We start from the raw sequence: 21,673 nt of genomic DNA on the forward strand, positions 1-21,673 counted from the left end.
AGTCATGAATATTAATTAGAGTGCGGCTGAATAAATAACGCCTCTTCTTTAGCGAATGTAGTGGTGCTAAGCAGTATCCAACTTAGCACGCATACGGTGAGAAACCTCATTGGGCTTGCGCTTTTAAAGCTGCTTCATGAGCTTCACGTTCACGCGCTTTGGCGAGAGCAGGACGTGCTTGTGTACGTTGTCGATAGGCTTCTAGTTTTTCATCGCCTAAATCCATTTTTAAGCCGCGTGTTGCCCATGTGAGTATATGGCTCAATAAAACATCAGCGACAGTAAATTGCTCACCTAAAATAAATGTTTTGTCACCTAAGCCTTGTGCTAATACCTTGAGCTGGCGTTTAAATTCCCACTCAGCACTAGGAAGCACGGCTGGACAACGTTGATCAGGTGGGAAAGCGAAGGTATGTTTCGCCATTAACCATAAGGGTTGCTCTAATTCGCTAGAGGCAAAAAAGCACCATTGGTCGTGTAACGCACGCTCTGACGTACCTACTGCGGGAATCAGCCCTGCTGCGGGTACTTTATCGGCAATATAAATACCAATTGCAGCGGATTCAGTGAGTATTAAATCACCATCGACCAAGGCAGGCACTTTGCCAGAGGGATTAAGATTAATAAAAGGCGGTTTAAAGCCTTCACCTGATTTTAGGTCAATAACGGTGTAGTGATAATCTAAGCCAGCTTCTTCTAATACCCATGCGACACGGGTGGAGCGAGTCATAGGGCAACCGTATAAATGCATATCAATACTCCTAGTGGTATGGTGAAATAACAGTAGCCAGATTATGCGCTGAAACCTAAAGCCTTACCATTGATCTTAAAAGGCTGATAATAACGACAAATAAGGCTGAAACACGATAAACTAATGATTAATCATAACAATCGATAAGGAGCACTCCATGTTAGAGTTTGCATTAGGCATCTTAATCTTAGGCGTTGTCCTATTATTTATGGCGGTTAAAACCGTCCCTCAAGGCTATGCGTATACCGTTGAGCGCTTTGGTCGCTATGTACGTACCTTACAACCCGGTCTAGGAGTGATTTTTCCTATCGTTAACCGCATCGGGCATAAAGTGAATATGATGGAACAAGTGCTCGATATTATGCCTCAGCAAGTCATTACCGCTGACAATGCGAATGTGACGGTCGATGGCGTGATCTTCTATCAAATCTTTGATCCCGCCAAAGCCTCCTATGAGGTCACTCATTTAGAAACCGCTATTATGAATCTGAGCATGACTAATCTACGCTCGGTCTGCGGTAATTTTGAATTGGATGCGTTATTGAGCAAGCGTGATGAAATCGGTACTCGCTTGTTAGCCATTATCGACCAAGCGACCAATGCGTGGGGCGTGAAAGTACTGCGGGTGGAGATTAAAGACATTGAGCCGCCTGAAGGGCTGATTCGTGCGATGAATTTACAAATGACCGCTGAGCGCCAAAAGCGGGCGCAGATCACCGAGGCTCAAGGTAAAAAAGAGGCGCAAATTCTAGAAGCAGAAGGCGCTAAAACCGCCGCTGTATTACTCGCTGAAGCTCGTGAGCGTGAAGCACAAGCCGAAGCAAAAGCCACTCAAATGGTATCTGAAGCGGTAGCCCAAGGTGATCCCCAAGCTTTAAATTATTTTATTGCGCAAAAATATGTAGAAGCGTTAGGTAAATTCGCCGAATCCAATCAGCAGAAAACCATTTTCATGCCTCTAGATACCACCAGTCTATTAGGTTCCATTGGTAGTATTAATGAGCTGTGGAAAGCCGCTCAAGATAATTTTAAAGCACCGAAGGGAGGCTAAGGGATGGAAATTGCTTATTGGCATTGGCTGAGTTTAGGCGTGCTACTATTCGCTTTAGAAATCGTAGTTCCGGGTGCGATTTTAATGTGGTTTGGCTTTGGCGCTATTGTTACCGGTATTGTTTTATGGTTGATTCCATCATTTACCCTAGCCGCACAACTAATTGTATTTGTCATTTTATCCATTATTAGCCTATTAGCTTGGCGTAAATCACCTTGGTATAAAGATGAAACTACCCCTTCTGATACTCCGGGGCTGAATAATCGCCTCCAAAGTCATATAGGCAAGGTTTATATGCTCAGTACACCTATTATTAATGGGCGCGGCTCGGTAGAAGTCGATGGTTCTATATGGCAAGTACAAGGTGCTGATTTACCTGCGGGTACACGAGTAAAAGTGGTGAGTTTAGACGGAACCTTTTTTAATGTGACCGCAGCAGAGTAAAGTACTACTCTACTATTAAGTACTCGACTAGGGAGTGAGTCGAGTACTTTCTACTAAGTATTAAAGCCAATGCGCTCAATATAGCGACTATATAAGTGCTCGAATGTATGGGCGGGGGATTCACTCAAAATGGCTCGTGTTCCACTGTAGCTAATTAACCCATCTCGTGGGACAACACGATAATCATAATATTGTATTTTTCGCTGTTCTGCTAATATAGCTTTTAAACCATTAAACTCTAAAATAACACTCTCTAACGCTTGAGTAAGTACTTCCTCTTTTAAAGGTGCAAAGAAATCAAGTATTCGTTGATTATGCTCTTTAGCCAGCACTTTAAAATGCAACTCATAAGTTAACATAGACACCAATACCACACCAACATTCGCAAACTCATCCGAATCGACTATGGGCTGAAAGCGAATGAGATTATATTTACAAGGATGACGTTTTATATACATTTCACATAGTAAAGCTGATTATCGGACGCAAGACATAAAAAGGGGCGTGTCATGCCTAGATTAGAACGTTTAATAACCTCAATAACTTCTAACACTACAAATACTCTTAAAATTATTGCTCAACTCTAAAAAAACTATACAACTCATCAATAGCAATTTTGAGATCGACGGATTCTAAATGCAGTACTTGCCCGCTGATGTACTGTTCTTTTGTCCATTCAGTGCGGCGGCGATATAGTTCTACAAAAGGTGAGTCCTGTGAGCATAAAACATACTCTTGCAAACTAGGAATAAGCCGATAGCCATTGAGTTTTTCAATGCGATCTTTTTGTACCGTAGTGACTGATAATACTTCGATAATTAAACACGGTGCGCGATTAATATAAGCATCTTTTTCTTCTTCACAGCTTACTTGTACATCGGGGTAGTAATAGCGTGTATCGCCTAGGGTATCAATTGCTACTTTCATATCGGATTGAAACACTTGGCAGGGTTTACCGCGCAAGTGCATAAATAATTGTGCAAATAAATAGCCTGATAATAAATTATGAGTGCGGCTCGCTCCTGCCATTGCGTAAATATAGCCATTATTATATTCGCAGCGTTCGCCATCATCAGCACGGTCATTTTCTAGGCGTAGGTACTCTGCGGGGCTGACATGATTGGGTTTCGGTAATGCGGTCATGGCTTAGTACTCTGATGCAGTAATGTGGTTAGTTTAGCAGATTTAGCTAGGTACTTAGCCTATTGAATCAATATGTATTGCTTTGGATTAGCGCTTTAAGACAAGGGCAATTTACTCTTAATTCCGCTATTATTCCTTTCGTCCCCTCTTTATGACCACTGACCATGACTGATATTTTTATTAGCTACAGCCATCAAGACGAAATCTGGAAAGATGAATTGCAAAAGCAATTGCGCGTATTGCAGGTGCATGGGCAGTTTGCGGTGTGGGATGATCGGCAGATTGAGGTGGGCGATGAGTGGCTACCTGCGATTGAGGCGGCGATTGCCAAGGCAAAAGTGGCGGTTTTGCTGATTAGTGCTGATTTTCTGACTTCTAATTTTATTGCCCGCAAAGAGATTCCAAAATTATTAGAGCGGCGTAAGTCTGAGGGACTGCGGATTATTCCGGTGATTGTGCATCCTTGTCCGTGGCGGCGTGTGCCTTGGCTGGCAACGGTGCAAGGGGCAACGGTGGATAATCAGGCGTTGTCGTTGTATGCCATTGGCTCGTATGAGTTGAATCGAGTACTGAGTACGATTGTAGAAAAGATTGATGATTTACTGCTGGAAGCCAAGCAAGAGGCAGTCCAAAAACAGGCGGAAGCACAACGTTTAGCGCAAGAGCGTTTGGCGCAGGAAGCAGAGGCGCGGCGTTTAGCCGAATTACAGGCAAAGCGTGAGGCTGAAGCCCAACAACAAGCCGAAGCCCAAGCCGCACGGGAGCGTGAAGCGCAACGGGTGGCGGCGGAAACCGCCCAACGTGAAGCTGCACGACAGCAAGCAGCCGAATTACAACGCCAAGCTGAGCAACAAGCGCGAACCTTTAGTACTACAGCATCACCACTGCGAACTAAGCCTGTTGTGGAAGGTAATGCAGGGCGGGTGAATAAGTGGTTCTTGGGGGGCGTGGGGAGTGTTGCCGCAGTGGGTGTTGTGTGGTTATGGGTGGGTACTAAAGACCCAGAGCCAAGAGCTGCAACTGTATCCGATACTCCTCCTGTGTTGGTAGCACCTACACCTGTAGTCACAGAGCAACCTATTCAACCAGCCAAAGCAGAGCGCTTACCCTTTGAACCCGTTATGGTCGATATTCCAGCGGGGACTTTTACGATGGTTTGTGTGCCTAAGCGTGATGTCGTGGAAGGCATGGATAAGTGCTATGGCGATGAGTTACCTTTTCGTGAGGTAACAGTGAAAGCCTATCAACTAGCTAAAACCGAGGTGACGGTGGCGCAGTTTCGGGCATTTGTAGAGGCAACCAACTACAAAACCACCGCAGAAGAGCAAGGTTCTTGCTACTCCCTCAATGATAAAGGGGGATGGGGTGATACCAAAGGTAATTCGTGGCGTCAGTTAGGTTTTAAACAAACCGATAATGATCCTGTAGCCTGCGTGAGCTGGAATGATGCACAAGCATATATTCAGTGGCTCAAGAAAGAAACAGGCAAACCCTATCGCCTCCCTAGTGAAGCGGAGTGGGAATATGCAGCACGCGCAGGCAGTGATATCACTTACTTGTGGGGGCAAAACGCTAGCTTAGGTTGTCAGTTTGCAAATCTAGCAGATCAGAAAGGTAAAGAAAAATACCCTAGTTGGACGATTGCTAACTGTAATGATAGTTATGTTTATACAGCGCCTGTAGCTAGCTATGCTGCTAATAGCTATGGGCTATATGACATGCATGGTAATGTATGGGAGTGGGTAGCTGATTGCTATGCGAATCCTAGTGATAGCATTAACTGCTCTCGGCGTGTGTTTCGCGGTGGTTCATGGAACGAAGAGCCGGACTTAAGCTCAGCGTATCGCTCCAACTTCGTGCCTACGAGCCGTCTCAGCGACGTAGGCTTTCGTGTTGCCGCAGGTTAAGTGCCATTGTCCAGTAGCATAGCTATGCTAGTCACTAGCTAGTATATAGCTATGCTATAGCAGTGAGTAGTTAGTGCATGACTAGCTAGCAGCGCGTAGCTATACTTCCCCTAACTCCCCCAATCCTAACCCGCTATGGCAGAAAAAGACCTCATCAGTAAAGACGTACTCCAATTCCTAGCCGCCGATATTGCCAATATCCTGCTGCACTTGGACGTAGACAAAAACTCCGTAGAACTCCTACCCACCGAACAACAACGCATCGAATCCCGCCGCGCCGACATGGTAGCTCGTATGCGCAAATGTGAATCGGGCGAGCGCTTCATACTCCATGTTGAAATTCAAAACGCCAATGACAGCTCCATGCCCATCCGCATGTTGCGCTACCTCAGCGATATTTTAATGATGTACCCCGATGAACCCATCTATCAGTACTTGGTTTACATCGGTAAACAACGTCTCACCATGCCGAGTACTTTACCCCTAGTACGTTTTACCTACGACTACCAAGTCCTCGACATGCACACCGTTGATTGCAGCCTACTCCTCGCTCAAGACACTCCCGAAGCCTTAGTACTAGCCATATTATGCGACTTCAAAGAGCGCCCGACGCAACAAGTGGTCAATTATATTGTCCGACGTTTACGCGAACTCACCGGCGATGATGAACAGAGTTTCCGCAATTATTATGAAATGTTAGAGACTTTAGGCGATAATCGAGACTTACAAGCTCATCTGGTGGAGGCAAAAACCATGTTGACCCAAGTAGACATCACCCGCTTTTCAACCTATGTCTGGGGCAAAGAAGACGGCATTAAACAAGGTTTAGAACAAGGTTTAGAACAAGGCTTTGATCAGGGATTACAAAAAGGTATAACTCAAGCACGTTCTGAGCTAGAGCCATTATTAACTGAGAAAGAGTTGGCGTTGCAAAAGGAACAGCAACGCATACACCAAGCGGTCAAGCAATTATTGGCTTTAAACGCCATGTCTTATCAAGCCATTGCCGATTTATTCCAATTGACCTTGGAACAAGTGGAAGCTATTGCTCAAGAAACCAAACCGACACAGCATTAAAAGTATTAAGGGTAACAGCTCTCTCCCTTAGCTCAAGCAAAGGAGTGTAGGGAGAACACTAATGGTCTGCGCTGCTTTGTCTGTACACTACTCTATTTCAAAACCGGCACAGGCTTGACCTCCACCAACGGCAACCCTGCCTCTTTCCAGCCATCCGTACCCAACTTATACCAATACACCGCTGAATAATTTAGGGCTTTGACACGCTGAGCCGCATTCCACGACATCCAACAATCCGCCACACAAAAGAGCACTATCGGTTTTGCCTTATCACCTTGAGTCAAGCGTTCTAACTCAATAGTTAAATACTGCTCAATATGTGGCTGCAATGTGCCATAGCCCACATTGGGCAACCATACAGCATTCGGTAATGATTCACGCGGGGCATTGGGTAGCCACTCATGCCCAAAATCAGGTTCATAGCGCTCTAACACCGCCATTACATCAATCAGGAGCGGCTCCCGCTCTTTGATCAATTGTTGCAATTGCTCAGTGGTAAGAGTAATGCCATTCGGTACACAGTCAGGGGTGGGACGATGATACTGATCCATGCGTAAATACTCTGGCATTGCTGGAGTACGTACACATTCGGGCTGATCAGCAAATAAAACGCTGGGAGACATCAACAGAGTACTATCCACTGTTACCGGACAAGGTGGCTCCGCTTGGGCTGCAATAGCAAATGACAGCAAAACCCCAAAAATACTCTTATTTTTCATAGTCCTACTCCTCAACCGTAGGGGTAAACCTAGGTGTTTACCCTCTGTTACGTGATAAGAAAGCTGCCATTATGGGATAATTGAGGGATTAGGAGGAAGGGCAAACACTCAGGTTTTGCCCCTACGGTTTCATGCAAAATGAGCCAATAGGTAAGTCTGCTGTTAGGGTTTTGCGTCTTTTAACACTTGTTGCTCTAAAGCAGGATATAAATGCGCAACCGAACGGCGCAATTCAGATTGAACTAAGCTCATATTTTTAAACCGCTCAGGGATGGGGGTTTGCATTACTTCAGTCATATCCAAACCATTTTGTGCCGCCTCCTCAAAGGTAGCAACTAACCATGTTAAGTAGTCTGCGGTCTGTTCAATAGCAGCGGTATCTGTCACAACTGCACCATGACCGGGTACTAATAGTTTAAAGGGTAGCTCCTTCAAACGTTTTAAAGTCTCTAACCATACGGCTACCTTGGCATGGGGTGTCGTGGGTGCTCGATGATTGAAAACCAGATCCCCTGCAAACAGTACTCCAGTGGTGTGATCAAACAACACTAAATCACCAGCGGTATGCCCTTCTGCTGCAATGACCTCCAGCTCATGCCCGCCAATAGCAAGCCTACCTGCATTTACCGTCTCATCGGCACTAATCGGTTCTGAGCCACGCATCCAATCGCCTGTCATACGGTAAAGATTATCCGCAAACATTCCACCTTCAGCTTGCATGGATTGAATCGTAGGCGCTAAAGCACGCAGTGGCGCTTTGCCTTTATAGGCTTGATTACCAAAAAAATGATCAGGATGATGATGCGTTAGATAAACAGCTATCACAGGCTTATCAGTCACTTGGGCAATGGCAGCAGCTTGCTGCTCACCATAGCGTTTAGATGATCCGGTATCGATCACCACTACTCCCTCATTAGTGACAATAAATCCGGTATTGACAATATTGCCGCCATTTTTGCGCGAGAAATCTTCCGTTTTACCAACAAATACATAAGTATCAGGCGCAATCTGTTGCGCACCTAAGCCATAACTAAACTCATCTGCTTGTAGGATAGTACTGAAGCATACAAGGCTGCTGGCAATGATGAGAGACCATACGCGCTTCATTGCACCATAGCCTCAATCTTATTACCATTATTATCAACCCCTGACATTTTCACTTCAGAGTATTTGCCAATATCAAGGCTCAGCATAGGGTTTTCACTAATGGGTTCAAAGGTTTCTAAACGAGCCAATACCTGTCCATCCGGTGTACTAAAGGTCATTTTCTCTAGATAAAAATGCGGAATACCACTCGCTAATCCGGTATCCATCGGATGCATAATGCGTAGGCGTAGACGGTTATTATCTTCGCGCTTCCAGAGTTGTCCCGACACTTGACCTAGCGTTTTTGACCAATCACCACTAGAAGTTCCCACACTCGGTAAAGTACAACCGCCCCCTGCGGCATCTACCCACACCCCACTCACATGCCAGGTGCCTTTATCATCTTTAGCAGCTACATGAATAGGAGAGCCTTGTTGTAGCTTAATTCTAAAAGCTAATGAGGGACTGATATGCTCAGGGTAAAAACGTAAAATCTGCGGGATAGGATTGAGATCGGCGATGACGAGCACTTGCTGGACTTTTTCTAGCCCTTGAACTTTAAAGGCAATAGGTACATTCAGCGAATCCTCAGCCGCCGCTGGGGCGCTAATCGTGACCTTATCATCGAACACTACTGGCTCACTATTGAGATAGCGTTGGTGCATCAGTGGCCATTGGGGAGAGTTAAGCGGATTAGTACCATCCGCCAACAAGGAGGTGCTTAGGATGAGGCAAGCTAAGCCCCCTCCTAATAAGACTTTAAGGTTTTGGGGCTTTACCATTATCGTCATCCTCGACCGCCGCTATAGGGGGTAAAGCCGGAGCATTATAAGCGACTTTATATTTAGCAAAGATGTCGCGGATTTTGCCTTCTTTAACTAAAGCACCCATCGCTTTATCAACTTCCTTGGCTAAATCCTCATTGCGAGCTTTAACAGCCGCTCCCATAGCCCAAGTGCCTCTAGACAAACCGGGTGTCACTAGCTCACGAATTTGTAAATGTTGCGGAGCTTCGGCTAGTAAGCCCTCTAATTCGCCCCGTGGTCCCATCACTGCCGCAATTTCACCCGACTTGAGTGCGGTAATCGCCTCTAGATTACTTTTGTAATGCTTTAAGCGTTCAGCAATTTTGCCATTCACCGCTCGTAATAGATAAAAATCACTTAAGGTATCGACTTCGACCCCAATCGGTGCTTCGATAAAACTCGCTACCGTAGGATCAGTTCCGACTTTATCGGTATTAATCGCAAAGGCTAATTTCTCTAGTTGATAGGGACCGACAAAAGCGACCATATCTTCTGCTTTGGCGTATTCACGATCATAGGGGGCATGCAACATGACATCAGCAACACCGCCGCCCATGTAATGACCTTTCCACACATTATTGCGTAGATCATCACTCATGGTTTCATCTGCACCTACCATACGAATGGAGACATTGACTGCAAGCTTTTCAGCGAGTGCTTTAGCAATCTCAACATCAATACCGGTTTGCTTACCGTTTTCGACATAGGAATAAGGGGGGAAATCTTTATACAGAGCGACGTTGAGCACACCGGACTCTTTGATTTTATCGAGTGCCGCATCTGCCATCACGGTATTCACACTGATGGCTAAGATTAGACTACTGAATAATTTAACTACCATTCTCATCATTAAACTCCTCACTCCTAAGCGGTGGTAGTGGCTTTTCACTGCCCTGAACAATATGCCCTTTTAGATTAAGGTGCAATTTATTGTGCTTTTTCCACTGGCTTTTCGGTAGTAGCAGCGGCTGCCTCAGCAGGCTTAGGCTCAGCAGTACTGGTGACCTCAGCAGGTTTAGCTTCCGTCGTAGCCGGTGTACTCGCTGCCTCTGCGGGTTTAGCTTCAGCCGCTGGTGCACTGGCTGGCTCAGCGGGCTTAGCCTCAGGTGTAGTAGCAGGAGCTGATTCGGTGGGAGCTGCCTCGGTTTTAGTTTCCGCAGCCGGTTCTTTCGCTTTAGCCTCAGCCGTTTCTACTGAAACGGTTTGCAACCAACTACGAATAGTCCACAAAGCTTCTTGACTAATGACACCTTCAAAAGCGGGCATATAGGTGACACCATTACGGATAGCACCATTTTGTACCCGCATTTTGAAGATTTCATCGCCTTCATCATCATTAGGTAAATTACGTAAATCAGGCGCAATACCACCAGAAACTGCTTCTAAGCCGTGACAACGTGCACAGTTTTGACCATAAGCGGATTTACCAATCTCAATCGCTTTTTCATTGCCGCGATAAGGATTAGTTTCTACCCAATCTTTACCAATAGGGTCTAAACCAGTGGTATCCACGGCTTGCGGCACTACATCTCCATGCGCCCAAACGAGGCTAGCACTGCATGCCCCAGCTAATGTTAATGCCATTGCGATCTGACGTACTAATTTCATGATTCCATACCTGATGATAATGATCCTCTGCAAAAGCGTGAGGTAAGTGTCACACTTACCTCACGAACCCTAACTAACGTTTAGGAGGAGGATTGTGAAGTTTTCTGAATAGCTTGAGCTTCGGGTTTTTGAGGTTGCTGGTCAGCTTTAGCTGCTTTTGCAGCCGCAGCGGGTAACTTGAATACCCAGAGACTACCCCCTTGATTAAGCTCTTTAACTTGCTTGGCTACCTCGCCACCCCATAGTGGTACCGCACCACCCCAGCCAGACGGTACAGCAACAAATTGCTCACCATCTTGTTCCCAAGTAATTGGGCAACCAACTACTCCAGAACCCGTTTGGAATTTCCACAACTCCTCACCTGTTTTGGCATGGAATGCTTTGAGATAACCTTCTGGTGTACCGGTAAAGACTAGATCACCTGCGGTAGTGAGTACCCCACCCCATAGTGGTGATTGGTTTTTAGCTTCCCAAACAATTTTTCCGGTTTTAGGATCGATAGCGCGTAGTACCCCAATGTAGTCTTCATTGAGTGGCTTAATAGTGAACCCAGCACCTAAGTAAGCCGCACCCTTTTTATAACTAATGGGTTCGTTCCAAATATCCATGCCCCACTCATTAGCAGGTACATAGAACAGATCGGTATTGGGGTTATAGGCTATTGGCATCCAGTTTTTGCCACCTAGGAAAGACGGTGCAGCAAAGACTGATTTACCTTTTTCACCTTCAGGCGCACCTGGGCGGTTGTCTTCGATATAAACGGGGCGTCCGGTTTTTTCGTCAATCTTTTCTGCCCAAGTAATTTTATTCACGAAAGGAGAAGCACTGATGAATTGACCGTTTTCACGATTTAATACATAGAAGAAGCCATTACGGTCGGCATGACCACCCGCTTTAATGACTTTGCCATCAGCGGTTTTAAGATCAAATGAAACGAACTCATTCACACCGTCAAAGTCCCAACCATCATGGGGAGTCCATTGATAGTGCCATTTGATTTTGCCGTCGGCGGGATTAATCGCTAGTACTGAAGAGGAATATAAGTTGTCACCGGGGCGTAAGTGCGAGTTCCAAGGGGCTGGATTACCGGTACCAAAGAATAAGCTATCGGTTTCAGGATCGTATGTGCCACCTAACCAAGTCGCTGCACCACCTGTTTTCCACATATCACCCGGCCATGTTTTGTTCACTTCGCCAGTAATGCCGTTTTCTTGACCATTCAGCGTACCCATATGACCTTCAACCGTCGGGCGCTCCCACACTAATTTACCTGTCTTGGCATCACGCGCTTGTACAGCGCCCACAATACCGAACTCACCACCTGAGTTTCCGGTAATAACTAGACCTTTCACAACTAGGGGAGCCGCAGTAGCAGAATAGCCGTCCTTGTAGTCAGCGATTTTTTCTTTCCAAACTACCTTACCGGTGTCTTGGTCCAGTGCTACCAGTTGCGCATCTAAAGTGGCAAAGATGAATAAGTTGTCATAGAGCGCACCGCCACGATTGACTACATCGCAGCAAGGTAAAATATTGTCGGGTAAGCGGTGATCATATTGCCAAAGTTCTTCACCCGTTTTGGCATCGACCGCAAAGGCGCGGGAATAAGACGCTGTTACGAAAATTTTGCCATTATAAACTAAGGGCTGAGCTTCTTGACCGCGCTGTTTTTCACCGCCAAAAGATAAGGCGTAAGCGGGTACTAAATTTTTAACGGTTTCAGTATTGAGGGTCGTTAATGGACTAAAGCGTTGTCCATTAGTACTAATCCCATAGGTCACAATCTGGCTGGTGTTTTCCGCACCTTTTAAAATATCCTCATCCGTCACACCTGCTATTGCAGTGGCACTCAGTGCACAGCCTAAAGTAATAGCTAGCACTAGCTTTTGTAATCTTAGTTTCATCAATCCCATCCTCTCTTCACGTCTGGAAAACGATCTCACTCCGCTGACAGTCGTGCCAACGTGCTGTCAGATCATGCGAGATAATTTAACGCAGTCGAGGTTGGTAACAGGTTGGAAAAAGGTTGGCGCAGACAGATAAAAAAGCTAACCAAGTGAAGGCAGTAGAGTGAGGCAGTGCAGTTGTTCACCAATCGGCTGCTTATTTGCCCGTACTGATCTGGGTATCAGTACTGTCTTAAGTTAGCCTTTTATTGTATGCAACCGACTAGCGTTACAATAACGCCGCTCGGTGAACAACTGTGTTTTATATATAGGCAAAGATGAAGCACTAATGAGGTAAATCAGGTACTAACGGTAGGATATAAGTGATAAGGCGTTAGCTCATAGCCTTAGTATAGATGGTCTGCAAAACATAAGTTCTAAAAACAAATACCCTAAGAAATAATACTTGCACTATTAAAATACACCCTTAAAATCATACTCACACTATGATTTTAACGCTATTATAAGGCTAGCTATTTAAACAGTGGAGCTAGGCGATGTACCGTAAGCAATTGGAATTTTTAAAAAACTGGTCAACTAGCCCATTGCGCAAACCTTTGGTCATTCGGGGCGCTCGACAGGTGGGTAAATCGACCTTAGTTAAGCTTTTTGCTGAGCAAACACAAACTACGCTGCTGACGGTTAATTTAGAGCGTTATCCACAACTTAACTCCATCTTTGCCAGCAACGATCCCCTAACTATTTTACCAACGCTTGAACTACTGCCGCGCATGCCTAGCTTAGATGAGCACTCTTTGCTTTTTCTCGATGAAATACAAGCAGCTCCTAATGCTATCCCTGCACTACGGTATTTTTATGAGGAAAAAAATAGTCTACCTCTTATTAGTGCAGGCTCATTATTAGAATTTGCCTTGGCTCAACACCACTTTTCTATGCCAGTGGGTCGCATTCAATACTTACATATGGGACCTATGACTTTTAGCGAGTTTTTGCTGGCATTAGATGAAAATAAATTAGTCGAACTGTTACAAAACTATCAATGGGGCCAAGCGATTCAGCCTATTGCTCATCAGCGCTTATTACAGCTCTTACGGCATTATTATTTTGTAGGTGGTATGCCTGAAGCTGTCTCTGCCTTTGCTCAAACTCAAAGTTATCAGGCAGTGAGCCAAGTGCACAATTCGATTATTGATACCTATCGAGAGGATTTCCCTAAATATGCTGGCTCGCGTGATCTCACTCGTATGCTTAATGTATTTAATTTTGCTGCTCGTCATGTAGGTACTAAAATTAAGTACAGCAATATTTCACCTAAGGAGCAAAGTAGCGTACTTAAAAAAGATATTGAATTATTGTGTATGGCTAGAGTGATTAGCAAAGTTATTCATAGCAATAGTTCCGGCTTACCTTTACAAGCTAATTTAGACGAAAAAGTATACAAACTACTATTTTTAGACATCGGATTAATGAATGCTATCAATGGCTTAGATGCACGAGTACTACAATCAATGAATGAGACTAAACTTATTAATGAAGGTACTATTGCCGAACAATTTATTGGACAACACCTACAAGGATTATTAGCTGACTCACCTAATCGCGAATTGACTTACTGGCTAAGGGAAGGGCGCTCGGCTAATGCCGAACTCGACTATGTGATCACTTTATCAGGCACTATTATCCCCATTGAGGTCAAAGCGGGTAGCTCAGGTACTTTGAAATCATTGCATCAGTTTATGTTTGAAAAAAGTACGCCGCTCGCCGTCCGTTTTGACCTACTCCCCCCCTCATTGCAAACTATTGATACCAGTGTTGCTCAAGGTACTGAGCGTAAAGCCATAAGCTATCCCTTATTATCCTTACCTTTATATTTAGTGGAATACTTACCGAAAATCGTGGAGCAAGTACTCACTTAAAGTACTGGTGAATCCTAAAGTACTGGTGAATCCGTCCATACCAACTCTGCAACCATTGGTTGCAAAATAGCTAATAGTCTGTTTATACAAGAAAATTATTCAGTCTCAAAGTTATAACCATTGTCGTTACACCACTTCTCACACAGTTCTTCAAGATCCGCTAGAAAAGCCTCAGCGTCCACTCCAATCACTTCTAAATTATCAAGCTGTAAATAGCGTCCGGTATCGTCTTCGTCTTCAATGGATTCAAAGTTATAGCTATCCCCTGCATATTTTAGACAAAGCTTTTCCACTTGGGCTAAAGCCTTGGCGGGGCTATCGGTGTAAATATAAAACTCACTAAAGGTAATCGTTTCCACAGTCTCATCCTCGTTATTATCGTCATTATCTGATTCATCATCTTCGGATTCATCAGCCCCTTCAACGGTGTAGCTGTAATTTTCATCTTCGGCCCACTCAGCACACAACTCATCTAGTGCCTCTAAAAATGCCTGTGTATCTTCTACGCTAATATCAAAATTGGTTATTTCAGCGTAGGTAATACCCTCTTCTTCCGTCTCTTCATAGTCAAAATAAAAGTCTTCCTCGTCAGCATACTCTAGGCACAACGCTACTAAAGCCTCAGCAAAACCTTCAACCTCCTCGGTCGCGAGATAAAAATCAAAAAGCTGCACTGAATCCTCGTTAGCAAAATAAGATTCGTCGGTATAGGACTCTAAATTTTGGTCAAAATCTAGCTCCTCTACTGAACGCACAATCCATGAATCATGACCATTGAGTTCGTGATGCATAAGATAACGATAGGGAATATAACAATACCCACTATCCCCCCAAGCCTCTCCCCACGAATTACGTACTATAAAAAGCTGATCTTTATCCAAATAACCTACGCATAACATGGCATGCCAACCATGTTCACTACGTTCCTGCTCGTGTCTTTTGGGCATAGGTACACGCCCACGGTTATGAGTCGCTTGATCAAAAGACTCAAAGGTATTGAGGCAAAAGGCAATCGGATAACCATCTGCCAACGTGCGCTTCCATAACTCTAAATTCGTCTCCACATATTCGGCTTCAGCAATTTTAAATTGCGCCGCATGCTGATAAGCCTCATCAGTCGGCAATTCATTAATATAGTCCTCATCATTAGGCCAAAGCTGTTCATGACAAGCACCATATTTTTTTAATGCTTCAATTGCTTCTTGTAGAGTGGTTCCTTCATCCAAATCTTGAGCATCTGATTCGGCACGCGCATTAAAATAAATAAACAAGCGACTGACCTCGCTATCCTTTTGCAAATGACGCTTAGCTAAATACTCATAAGCACCTGCAAACGTATTAGCTACACAACTCATACCGACTTGCTCATCTACTGGGGTCAAATACGGGCGTAAATCCACTTTAGTTGGTAAGGGTTTACTGGCAGAACGCCCTACTTTACGACGTTTAGCGCTAGGAGGGATAAAACCGACTTTCACCCCACCTACACGAGAAAAATAAGATTTCATATTTAGCTCTTCCACTATCAAGCAGCGATTTTAAAACCAAGGTGTTCAACTAAACAGTACAAACTAGGCGCATATACACAACAATCTGCACCACCTAGCGGATTATATGCACTATTAGCGGAATCTCTGGTTATGCTAGAAGCATTCTTAGTAGTGATAGCCCAATGACTTATGAATAACTTATCACCCGAATTTACCCAAACTGTTCAGGTATTAAACAGTAAATACCAGCCTATTTTTGAGAAAGTAAACAAAGCCCTGCAAGAAGCTCACGCTAAACTCAAAATTGATACTCTGATGGACTTTAATAGCGTCACCCACGCATCTCAAAGACAGCAAGCCCGTGAACGCTTACAACAGTTTGAAGCCCATTTAGCCAAAATTAAAACCGTAACCGATACTCAAATCAGAAATTATGGTGAGGAACTCAAACAATTAGCCGGACAATTACCCTTAACACAACGCGAACCTTTTTTAGTAGAGGCAAGCCAAGCGATTAATACTAAAAATGATCAACGCTATTTAGAACACCATGTACAGATCCAATCGCTCCAATTACTACGTGGCTTATTGGACTTTTTCGACCAACATCAAGGCAGGATTGAAGTGGCTAATAATCAGCTTAACTTTAAAGACCCTGAGTTATTAGCGATCTATAAGGTTAATCTGTATCAGATTTATAGCTTAGCGCGACTGGCTCAACAATTTGTTAAACCCCCGACCCAAGCCACAGCACCCGCCCCAACACTTCATTAGTGCGGGAGTCATTTCATCTCATGCTGAGGTTGTTCAGTATTATTTATGCTGATCTAGCAGTGCGTCTTGGCGCTTTTTACGCTCCGCTGCTAGATCAATGATAGTACCCTCTGCTGTATCCATTTGAATTTGCTCCAAACGATTACCGAGCATAAATACTCGTCCATGTTGGCGTTCAATACCTTCTTGGCTATAGTCAAAGCCGTAAATGCGCCGCCAAGTCATATTACCAGCCGGATAGCGGGCGGGTTTTAAACTTTCTAGGGCGACACTTTGATCTAAAAATTGCACTTCATAGCGCTCACAGGTACGCCGAGCCACGATAATCGCCTGCTCGCGTGCCTGCAAAGTGCTCACCCAAAACCAAACCAGCAACCCTAATGCGGCTAAAATAAATATACTTGTCATAGCATTCCTATCATTATTGCTTTAGTCGTGCACCCAGTATAATGGGGCTATTATTAATCAGGCGATTTTATGTTTATGCACAATTCATCAACCGCTACTATGGATGATCCACAATTGTCTCAAAAAAAATTAACGATTGCGTTTATAGGCTCTGGCAATATGGCGCGTAGTTTAATCTTGGGATTACTCAATGATAACTCAAGCCCCTTAGAAATCCGGGTGTCTGATCCAGACCCTAATCAATTAACCGCGATGCGTCAGCACTGGCCAGAAATCAAAATCTCTACTTCTAATGATGAGGTGGCACTAGGTGCAGATATAGTAGTGCTAGCAGTCAAGCCTCAGATTATGCGTGAGGTGGCACAAACTTTAGCCGCTACTTGCCAAACTACGCGTCCCTTAGTGGTTTCAGTGGCAGCGGGTATTAAAATTGATGCGCTCCAGCAGTGGTTAGGCGGACAATTGCCTATCGTGCGTTGCATGCCTAATACTCCCGCTTTAGTACAAGCCGGTGCTACTGGTTTGTATGCCAATGAGCTAGTAAATACCACGCAACGCAATCAGGCAGAGAGTATTTTACGTAGTGTAGGGATTACGCTTTGGTTTGAGCAGGAACAGGCTTTAGACGCGGTGACAGCCACCTCTGGCAGTGGACCAGCTTATTTCTTTTTAGTCATGGAGGCGATGCAGGCAGCCGCACAAAGCTTGGGTTTACCCGCACAAGAAGCCCATTTATTGGTAGTACAAACCGCTTTAGGGGCGGCTAAATTAGCGCTAGAAAGCCAAGAATCGCCCGCTGAATTGCGCCGTAAAGTCACCTCGAAAGGAGGCACTACTGCGGCTGCACTAGAGGTACTACAAGGTAAGCAGTTAGAGACTATCTTTTTAGAGGCGATGCAAGCTGCTGCTAAACGCTCTGAAACCCTCGCTGCTGAAAATAGTTAAGGATAATCATAATGGTGCTACAACAAATTTTAGTGTTCTTAGTCTCGACCCTATTCTCATTTTATATTGGTGCGGTGCTCATTCGCTTTTTATTAGCTTGGTCACGAGCCGATTTTTACAATCCTTTTTCGCAGTTTATTGTCAAAATTACTAACCCTCCCTTGGTAAAATTGCGACGCATTATTCCGGCTTTAGGCAAATTAGACACCGCCGCTATTGTGCTCGCATTACTACTACAAATAGCCTTAATCATTTTATTAGTGATTATTCAAGGGAAAAGTAGCCAAATTAGTGCCAATATTTTTTATATTGTGCTATTAGCTATGATTGAGTTAATTCGTACTGTGATTTGGATTTACATTATTGCTTTAATTATTCAGGCCATTTTGAGCTGGACTAATAATCAACAGGGTAATCCTATAGCGGGGTTATTAGACAGCCTAACACGTCCTCTATTAAGACCTGTGCAACGTTATGTACAACCGATTTCGGGAATTGATGTATCGCCAATGATAGTGATGTTGGGGTTATATATTATTCTAATTATTTTAGGGCCTTCACCCTTTTAAGCAGTTACTAAGAATGCAGTGAGCAACTCACTGCATTCTAGTATTCGTCAGTTAGTAATCACGACGGCGAGGTGCTGGGCGTGAATCACCACGGTCACCGCGATCACCACCACGTGGAGCATCACCACGAGGTTTGAAGTCACGACGAGGTCTTTCTTCGCGTGGTTTAGCTTCATTAACTTTAATGTTACGACCACCAAAGCTATGCTCATTTAAACCACTGATTGCATTGGCTGCATCAGCTGCGTCTGCCATCTCTACAAAGCCGAAGCCTTTAGATTGACCAGTCATCTTGTCTTTAATCAGACTGACGCTAACGACTTCACCATATTCGGCAAACAGGTCACGAAGATCGTCATCACTTATTTTATAGGGAAGGTTCCCAACATAAATATTCACTATTTTAATCTCATATATATAGCGTACCCTGTTCGAGAAGCATCAAGGGGTAACCAGGACTACACATTACCCACCGATGATTAGACCGAAGCCTAAATATGAACGGGTTATCATTGTTGGAATAGTACTCCAGAACAATAGACACCCCTACTAGCAGTAGTCATTTCTACTACTAAACGCAAAACAATGAGGTTGACTTAACTCAATGTTGCTGCGTCACTACCCGCTGATTGCTCAATTATAGGATAGATTCTAGCGTTTCATTGAAATAGTGCTCCAGAAATTCATCAAAAGCAATCTTATTCTCCATTTCTAGTAATTTTTGTTGTTGAAGCGATTGCAAAACCACAGTAGAAAAGTCAGTTTCTAAGTCTTTTGGTAAGTTTCGGTTCATAAATAAATTTTTGTGATGCTTTGATTGCTCATTAGCAAAATCAAAAAAGCTCCCTACTTCCATTATTTCTGTTAATGCGCGTGCTGAGGGCGTTAATTCAGGATGCTGCACTAAAATGGTATGCGCATTTAAGGCCTGAGTGTAACTATTTTCATTATGCGCGTGGTCTAATAATTGGGCGACCCCTTGCATAGCAGACATTAATTCTCCCGCCCACTCTGATAATAAAAGTTTGCTATTTAAACGGTTTAAATATAATGCTGGGTCACGCCCTTGGTGGGCAACCGCCAACTGATTGGCATTGGTCAGACCACGCTCAGTCGCATCAATGAGAGGACTCTCTTGCAACAAGCAAAAGTGCATAAAGACCTCAATAAAAGCCATTTGCTCTGGCGTCAGCCCTGCGGGATCAAAAGGATTAATATCCAAGGAGCGTAACTCCACATAACCAATACCCCGCCGTGTTAGAGCAGTAATCGGTTTTTCAAAGCCTTGTAAAGGTTGCTTGGGGCGTACTGTACTATAGTATTCATTTTCAATTTGCAAAATATTGGCATTGAGCTGGCGATATTCACCGTCTACTTTCACACCAATCTTGGCATACTCCTCACTCACCGTACTAATCGCATGACGCAGACTTGCCACATAACTCTCTAAGGTGTTGTAGCAGACCTGAATCCCCTTAGCGTGTTTTTTAGTATTGGTATAACCAATATTCCCCATTCTTAACGACGTACCATAGGGTTCGTACAAGGTGTACTCTCTAAAGGTTTTAAAATTCTCGGCCGGTGCTCGACCTGCTAAAAAACTCTTACAAATCGCGGGAGATGCACCAAACAGGTAAATAATTAACCAACCATAACGCTGAATATTGCGAATCATGCGGATGTAGGCACGATCCTTAAAGCTGCGTAGATCGGCTGCTGCCTCAGGCTCAAGCTCAAACCACACCGGCCAAAAACTCTCAGAGATCGAATAGTTATAATGTATCCCCGCAATGACTTGCATAATCTTGCCATAGCGCGATGCTAAGCCTTGGCGATAGACATGCTTCATCTTACCCGCATTCGAGGTTCCATACTCGGCAATACGCACATCTGCCTCACCACGCAATACGCAAGGCATGCTATTGGTCCACAGTAATTCATTGCCTAGACGCTGATAGACAAAAGTCTCTAAATCCAATAGATAGTCTAGTGCTTGAGTAGCTCGCTCTTGAGGTGGGGTAATCAGCTCTAAGAGTGCCTCCGAATAATCGGTAGTAATCCAAGGATGAGTGAGAGCCGAGCCTAATACACTCGGATGGTCGGTTTGGGCAATATTGCCTGCTGCATTGACACGTAAGCTTTCTTTCTCAAGTCCCGTTTTAGCATGACGCAAATAGGTATGTAGATTTAAATTTTCAATGTTGCGTAGACGCCGTTCGAGTACTTGATACACGATAAAACTTCCGGGGTTCGATAATAAAAGGCGCTCATTACATCACACTCACTTAGTAATGCAAATTAAGCCTATGAAAGTGCTTGTTAACCCAATTTTTGTTAAGGGTATTAAATGCGCTGATACATCAGATCCCAGACACCATGCCCTAAACGCTGGCCGCGCTGTTCAAATTTAGTTAAAGGACGATGCTTAGGGCGCTCTATAAAAGGGGAGTCAGGCTGTACACGTCTTAATTGTGTATTGGCATCTAAGACTTCTGCCATATGCTGAGCATAAGGCTCCCAATCAGTGGCTAAGTGAATCATACCCTGAGGACTCAAACGCGACACCACTAGATCAATAAACTCTGGTTGCACAATACGGCGCTTATGGTGACGCTTTTTATGCCACGGATCAGGAAAGAAAATCTGCACTCGTGCTAAGGAGTGTGGAGCAATACGCTGCTTAAGAATCTCCACCGCATCAGTGTTCATCACCCGCACATTGCTTAATTGCTCACGTTGGAGTAAATGCAGCAAGTGCCCAACACCGGGGGTATGCACTTCGACACCAATAAAATTATACTCTGGCATGGCTTGAGCCATTTGTGCCAAGGTTTCACCATTACCAAAACCAATTTCCAAAATCACCGGAGCGCTGCGGCTAAATAATGTCTCATAATCTAAGACACTACTGCCCTCATCAATCCCTAACGTCGACCAGCCGGTTTCAATGGCTTGTTCTTGCCCTTTGGTCAGGCGTCCGGTGCGTAATACAAAACTACGGATAGTACGATGATGATTAGACTCAGTGGTGGGTGAAGAAGTCATGCTTATAATCCAAAATAATCGCGCGGGAAT

General features: G+C 44.4%; 23 protein-coding genes. 8 read left to right on the forward strand and 15 right to left on the reverse strand.

From position 1 onward, the window contains the following. Positions 1–106: 106 nt before the first annotated feature. Positions 107–751 (reverse strand): glutathione S-transferase family protein, encoded by a 645-nt coding sequence (locus IPL34_RS02970; protein WP_296837504.1) that lies wholly within the window; start codon positions 749–751, stop codon positions 107–109. Between the two features lie 157 nt (positions 752–908). Here IPL34_RS02970 and IPL34_RS02975 point away from each other — a divergent pair, with 157 nt between their 5' ends. Both IPL34_RS02975 and IPL34_RS02980 read left to right on the forward strand, forming a co-directional pair. Further along, positions 909–1,802, forward strand: a complete 894-nt coding sequence (locus IPL34_RS02975) for an SPFH domain-containing protein (RefSeq protein ID WP_296837507.1) — start codon at positions 909–911, stop codon at positions 1,800–1,802. Between the two features lie 3 nt (positions 1,803–1,805). Next, positions 1,806–2,246 (forward strand): NfeD family protein, encoded by a 441-nt coding sequence (locus tag IPL34_RS02980; RefSeq protein ID WP_296837509.1) that lies wholly within the window; start codon positions 1,806–1,808, stop codon positions 2,244–2,246. A gap of 53 nt (positions 2,247–2,299) precedes the next feature. Here IPL34_RS02980 and IPL34_RS02985 read toward each other — a convergent pair whose 3' ends face one another. The 3 genes from IPL34_RS02985 to IPL34_RS02990 are packed head-to-tail and all read right to left on the reverse strand — an operon-like array spanning position 2,300 to position 3,389. Beyond that, positions 2,300–2,704, reverse strand: a complete 405-nt coding sequence (locus tag IPL34_RS02985) for a DUF3037 domain-containing protein (protein ID WP_296837513.1) — start codon at positions 2,702–2,704, stop codon at positions 2,300–2,302. Next, on the reverse strand, positions 2,695–2,757 hold the full coding sequence (locus IPL34_RS20725; protein ID WP_366931089.1) for a hypothetical protein: 63 nt from the start codon (positions 2,755–2,757) through the stop codon (positions 2,695–2,697). Before IPL34_RS20725 ends, IPL34_RS02985 begins: the two co-directional genes overlap by 10 nt. Positions 2,758–2,816: 59 nt before the next feature. Continuing rightward, on the reverse strand, positions 2,817–3,389 hold the full coding sequence (locus tag IPL34_RS02990; RefSeq protein ID WP_296837516.1) for a Uma2 family endonuclease: 573 nt from the start codon (positions 3,387–3,389) through the stop codon (positions 2,817–2,819). Between the two features lie 164 nt (positions 3,390–3,553). Here IPL34_RS02990 and IPL34_RS02995 point away from each other — a divergent pair, with 164 nt between their 5' ends. Together IPL34_RS02995 and IPL34_RS03000 are read left to right on the forward strand one after the other, a co-directional pair. Next, positions 3,554–5,296: an SUMF1/EgtB/PvdO family nonheme iron enzyme gene (locus tag IPL34_RS02995; protein WP_296837519.1), complete on the forward strand. Its 1,743-nt coding sequence runs from the start codon at positions 3,554–3,556 to the stop codon at positions 5,294–5,296. A gap of 135 nt (positions 5,297–5,431) precedes the next feature. Further along, positions 5,432–6,373, forward strand: a complete 942-nt coding sequence (locus tag IPL34_RS03000) for a hypothetical protein (protein ID WP_296837521.1) — start codon at positions 5,432–5,434, stop codon at positions 6,371–6,373. Between the two features lie 92 nt (positions 6,374–6,465). Here the strand turns inward: IPL34_RS03000 and IPL34_RS03005 are convergent, their stop codons facing one another. From IPL34_RS03005 to IPL34_RS03030, 6 genes are all read right to left on the reverse strand, one after another. After that, complete coding sequence (locus IPL34_RS03005; RefSeq protein WP_296837523.1) at positions 6,466–7,092, reverse strand: rhodanese-like domain-containing protein; 627 nt, start codon at positions 7,090–7,092, stop codon at positions 6,466–6,468. Positions 7,093–7,254: 162 nt separating this feature from the next. After that, complete coding sequence (locus IPL34_RS03010; RefSeq protein WP_296837525.1) at positions 7,255–8,199, reverse strand: quinoprotein relay system zinc metallohydrolase 1; 945 nt, start codon at positions 8,197–8,199, stop codon at positions 7,255–7,257. Then, entirely contained in the window at positions 8,196–8,960 is a 765-nt protein-coding gene (locus IPL34_RS03015; RefSeq protein WP_296837527.1) for a quinoprotein dehydrogenase-associated SoxYZ-like carrier, read from the reverse strand. The genes IPL34_RS03010 and IPL34_RS03015 overlap by 4 nt, the downstream gene beginning before the upstream one ends. Further along, positions 8,938–9,834 carry a transporter substrate-binding domain-containing protein gene (locus IPL34_RS03020; RefSeq protein WP_296837530.1) on the reverse strand — a complete coding sequence of 299 codons (897 nt, stop codon included), beginning with the start codon at positions 9,832–9,834 and terminating at the stop codon, positions 8,938–8,940. Before IPL34_RS03020 ends, IPL34_RS03015 begins: the two co-directional genes overlap by 23 nt. Positions 9,835–9,911: 77 nt before the next feature. Continuing rightward, positions 9,912–10,592, reverse strand: coding sequence for a cytochrome c-550 PedF (pedF, locus tag IPL34_RS03025; RefSeq protein ID WP_296837532.1), 681 nt, complete (start codon positions 10,590–10,592; stop codon positions 9,912–9,914). Between the two features lie 80 nt (positions 10,593–10,672). Next, a complete protein-coding gene (locus IPL34_RS03030; protein ID WP_296837534.1) occupies positions 10,673–12,493 on the reverse strand; it encodes a PQQ-dependent methanol/ethanol family dehydrogenase in 1,821 nt (606 codons plus the stop codon). Positions 12,494–13,032: 539 nt separating this feature from the next. On the opposite strand from IPL34_RS03030, the gene IPL34_RS03035 reads away from it, so the two are divergent. Then, positions 13,033–14,412, forward strand: a complete 1,380-nt coding sequence (locus IPL34_RS03035) for an AAA family ATPase (protein WP_296837536.1) — start codon at positions 13,033–13,035, stop codon at positions 14,410–14,412. A 95-nt stretch (positions 14,413–14,507) separates the two neighbouring features. Here IPL34_RS03035 and IPL34_RS03040 read toward each other — a convergent pair whose 3' ends face one another. After that, positions 14,508–15,920 carry a C1 family peptidase gene (locus IPL34_RS03040; protein WP_296837538.1) on the reverse strand — a complete coding sequence of 471 codons (1,413 nt, stop codon included), beginning with the start codon at positions 15,918–15,920 and terminating at the stop codon, positions 14,508–14,510. A gap of 171 nt (positions 15,921–16,091) precedes the next feature. Here IPL34_RS03040 and IPL34_RS03045 point away from each other — a divergent pair, with 171 nt between their 5' ends. Then, a complete protein-coding gene (locus IPL34_RS03045; protein WP_296837540.1) occupies positions 16,092–16,676 on the forward strand; it encodes a hypothetical protein in 585 nt (194 codons plus the stop codon). A 39-nt stretch (positions 16,677–16,715) separates the two neighbouring features. On the opposite strand, the gene IPL34_RS03050 is transcribed toward IPL34_RS03045, so the two are convergent. After that, positions 16,716–17,084: a DUF3301 domain-containing protein gene (locus IPL34_RS03050; RefSeq protein WP_296837543.1), complete on the reverse strand. Its 369-nt coding sequence runs from the start codon at positions 17,082–17,084 to the stop codon at positions 16,716–16,718. Positions 17,085–17,159: 75 nt separating this feature from the next. Here IPL34_RS03050 and proC point away from each other — a divergent pair, with 75 nt between their 5' ends. Then, complete coding sequence (gene proC, locus IPL34_RS03055; RefSeq protein WP_296837544.1) at positions 17,160–18,029, forward strand: pyrroline-5-carboxylate reductase; 870 nt, start codon at positions 17,160–17,162, stop codon at positions 18,027–18,029. 11 nt (positions 18,030–18,040) lie between these two features. Continuing rightward, positions 18,041–18,598 carry a YggT family protein gene (locus IPL34_RS03060; protein ID WP_296837546.1) on the forward strand — a complete coding sequence of 186 codons (558 nt, stop codon included), beginning with the start codon at positions 18,041–18,043 and terminating at the stop codon, positions 18,596–18,598. A gap of 51 nt (positions 18,599–18,649) precedes the next feature. On the opposite strand, the gene IPL34_RS03065 is transcribed toward IPL34_RS03060, so the two are convergent. The 3 genes from IPL34_RS03065 to trmB all read right to left on the reverse strand — a co-directional run bounded on the left by IPL34_RS03065 (position 18,650) and on the right by trmB (position 21,643). After that, positions 18,650–18,997, reverse strand: a complete 348-nt coding sequence (locus IPL34_RS03065; RefSeq protein ID WP_296837548.1) for an RNA-binding protein — start codon at positions 18,995–18,997, stop codon at positions 18,650–18,652. Positions 18,998–19,235: 238 nt separating this feature from the next. Beyond that, positions 19,236–20,831, reverse strand: coding sequence for a glutamate--cysteine ligase (gene gshA / locus IPL34_RS03070; RefSeq protein WP_296837550.1), 1,596 nt, complete (start codon positions 20,829–20,831; stop codon positions 19,236–19,238). 110 nt (positions 20,832–20,941) lie between these two features. Next, positions 20,942–21,643, reverse strand: coding sequence for a tRNA (guanosine(46)-N7)-methyltransferase TrmB (trmB, locus tag IPL34_RS03075; RefSeq protein WP_296837552.1), 702 nt, complete (start codon positions 21,641–21,643; stop codon positions 20,942–20,944). Positions 21,644–21,673: the final 30 nt, after the last annotated feature.

It is taken from the genome of Thiofilum sp., from assembly GCF_016711335.1.
In the GTDB taxonomy this organism is placed as follows: domain Bacteria; phylum Pseudomonadota; class Gammaproteobacteria; order Thiotrichales; family Thiotrichaceae; genus Thiofilum.

Coding starts and splice junctions, on each gene's coding strand:
- IPL34_RS03020 (WP_296837530.1), bottom strand. CDS start 9,834: ATGATGAGAATGGTAGTTAAATTATTCAGTAGTCTAATCTTAGCCATC.
- IPL34_RS03015 (WP_296837527.1), bottom strand. CDS start 8,960: ATGGTAAAGCCCCAAAACCTTAAAGTCTTATTAGGAGGGGGCTTAGCT.
- trmB (WP_296837552.1), bottom strand. CDS start 21,643: ATGACTTCTTCACCCACCACTGAGTCTAATCATCATCGTACTATCCGT.
- IPL34_RS03060 (WP_296837546.1), top strand. CDS start 18,041: ATGGTGCTACAACAAATTTTAGTGTTCTTAGTCTCGACCCTATTCTCA.
- IPL34_RS03030 (WP_296837534.1), bottom strand. CDS start 12,493: ATGAAACTAAGATTACAAAAGCTAGTGCTAGCTATTACTTTAGGCTGT.
- IPL34_RS03010 (WP_296837525.1), bottom strand. CDS start 8,199: ATGAAGCGCGTATGGTCTCTCATCATTGCCAGCAGCCTTGTATGCTTC.
- IPL34_RS03045 (WP_296837540.1), top strand. CDS start 16,092: ATGAATAACTTATCACCCGAATTTACCCAAACTGTTCAGGTATTAAAC.
- IPL34_RS03040 (WP_296837538.1), bottom strand. CDS start 15,920: ATGAAATCTTATTTTTCTCGTGTAGGTGGGGTGAAAGTCGGTTTTATC.
- IPL34_RS02985 (WP_296837513.1), bottom strand. CDS start 2,704: ATGTATATAAAACGTCATCCTTGTAAATATAATCTCATTCGCTTTCAG.
- pedF (WP_296837532.1), bottom strand. CDS start 10,592: ATGAAATTAGTACGTCAGATCGCAATGGCATTAACATTAGCTGGGGCA.
- IPL34_RS02975 (WP_296837507.1), top strand. CDS start 909: ATGTTAGAGTTTGCATTAGGCATCTTAATCTTAGGCGTTGTCCTATTA.
- IPL34_RS03035 (WP_296837536.1), top strand. CDS start 13,033: ATGTACCGTAAGCAATTGGAATTTTTAAAAAACTGGTCAACTAGCCCA.
- IPL34_RS03000 (WP_296837521.1), top strand. CDS start 5,432: ATGGCAGAAAAAGACCTCATCAGTAAAGACGTACTCCAATTCCTAGCC.
- IPL34_RS02990 (WP_296837516.1), bottom strand. CDS start 3,389: ATGACCGCATTACCGAAACCCAATCATGTCAGCCCCGCAGAGTACCTA.
- IPL34_RS03050 (WP_296837543.1), bottom strand. CDS start 17,084: ATGACAAGTATATTTATTTTAGCCGCATTAGGGTTGCTGGTTTGGTTT.
- IPL34_RS03005 (WP_296837523.1), bottom strand. CDS start 7,092: ATGAAAAATAAGAGTATTTTTGGGGTTTTGCTGTCATTTGCTATTGCA.
- IPL34_RS02970 (WP_296837504.1), bottom strand. CDS start 751: ATGCATTTATACGGTTGCCCTATGACTCGCTCCACCCGTGTCGCATGG.
- proC (WP_296837544.1), top strand. CDS start 17,160: ATGCACAATTCATCAACCGCTACTATGGATGATCCACAATTGTCTCAA.
- IPL34_RS02980 (WP_296837509.1), top strand. CDS start 1,806: ATGGAAATTGCTTATTGGCATTGGCTGAGTTTAGGCGTGCTACTATTC.
- IPL34_RS02995 (WP_296837519.1), top strand. CDS start 3,554: ATGACTGATATTTTTATTAGCTACAGCCATCAAGACGAAATCTGGAAA.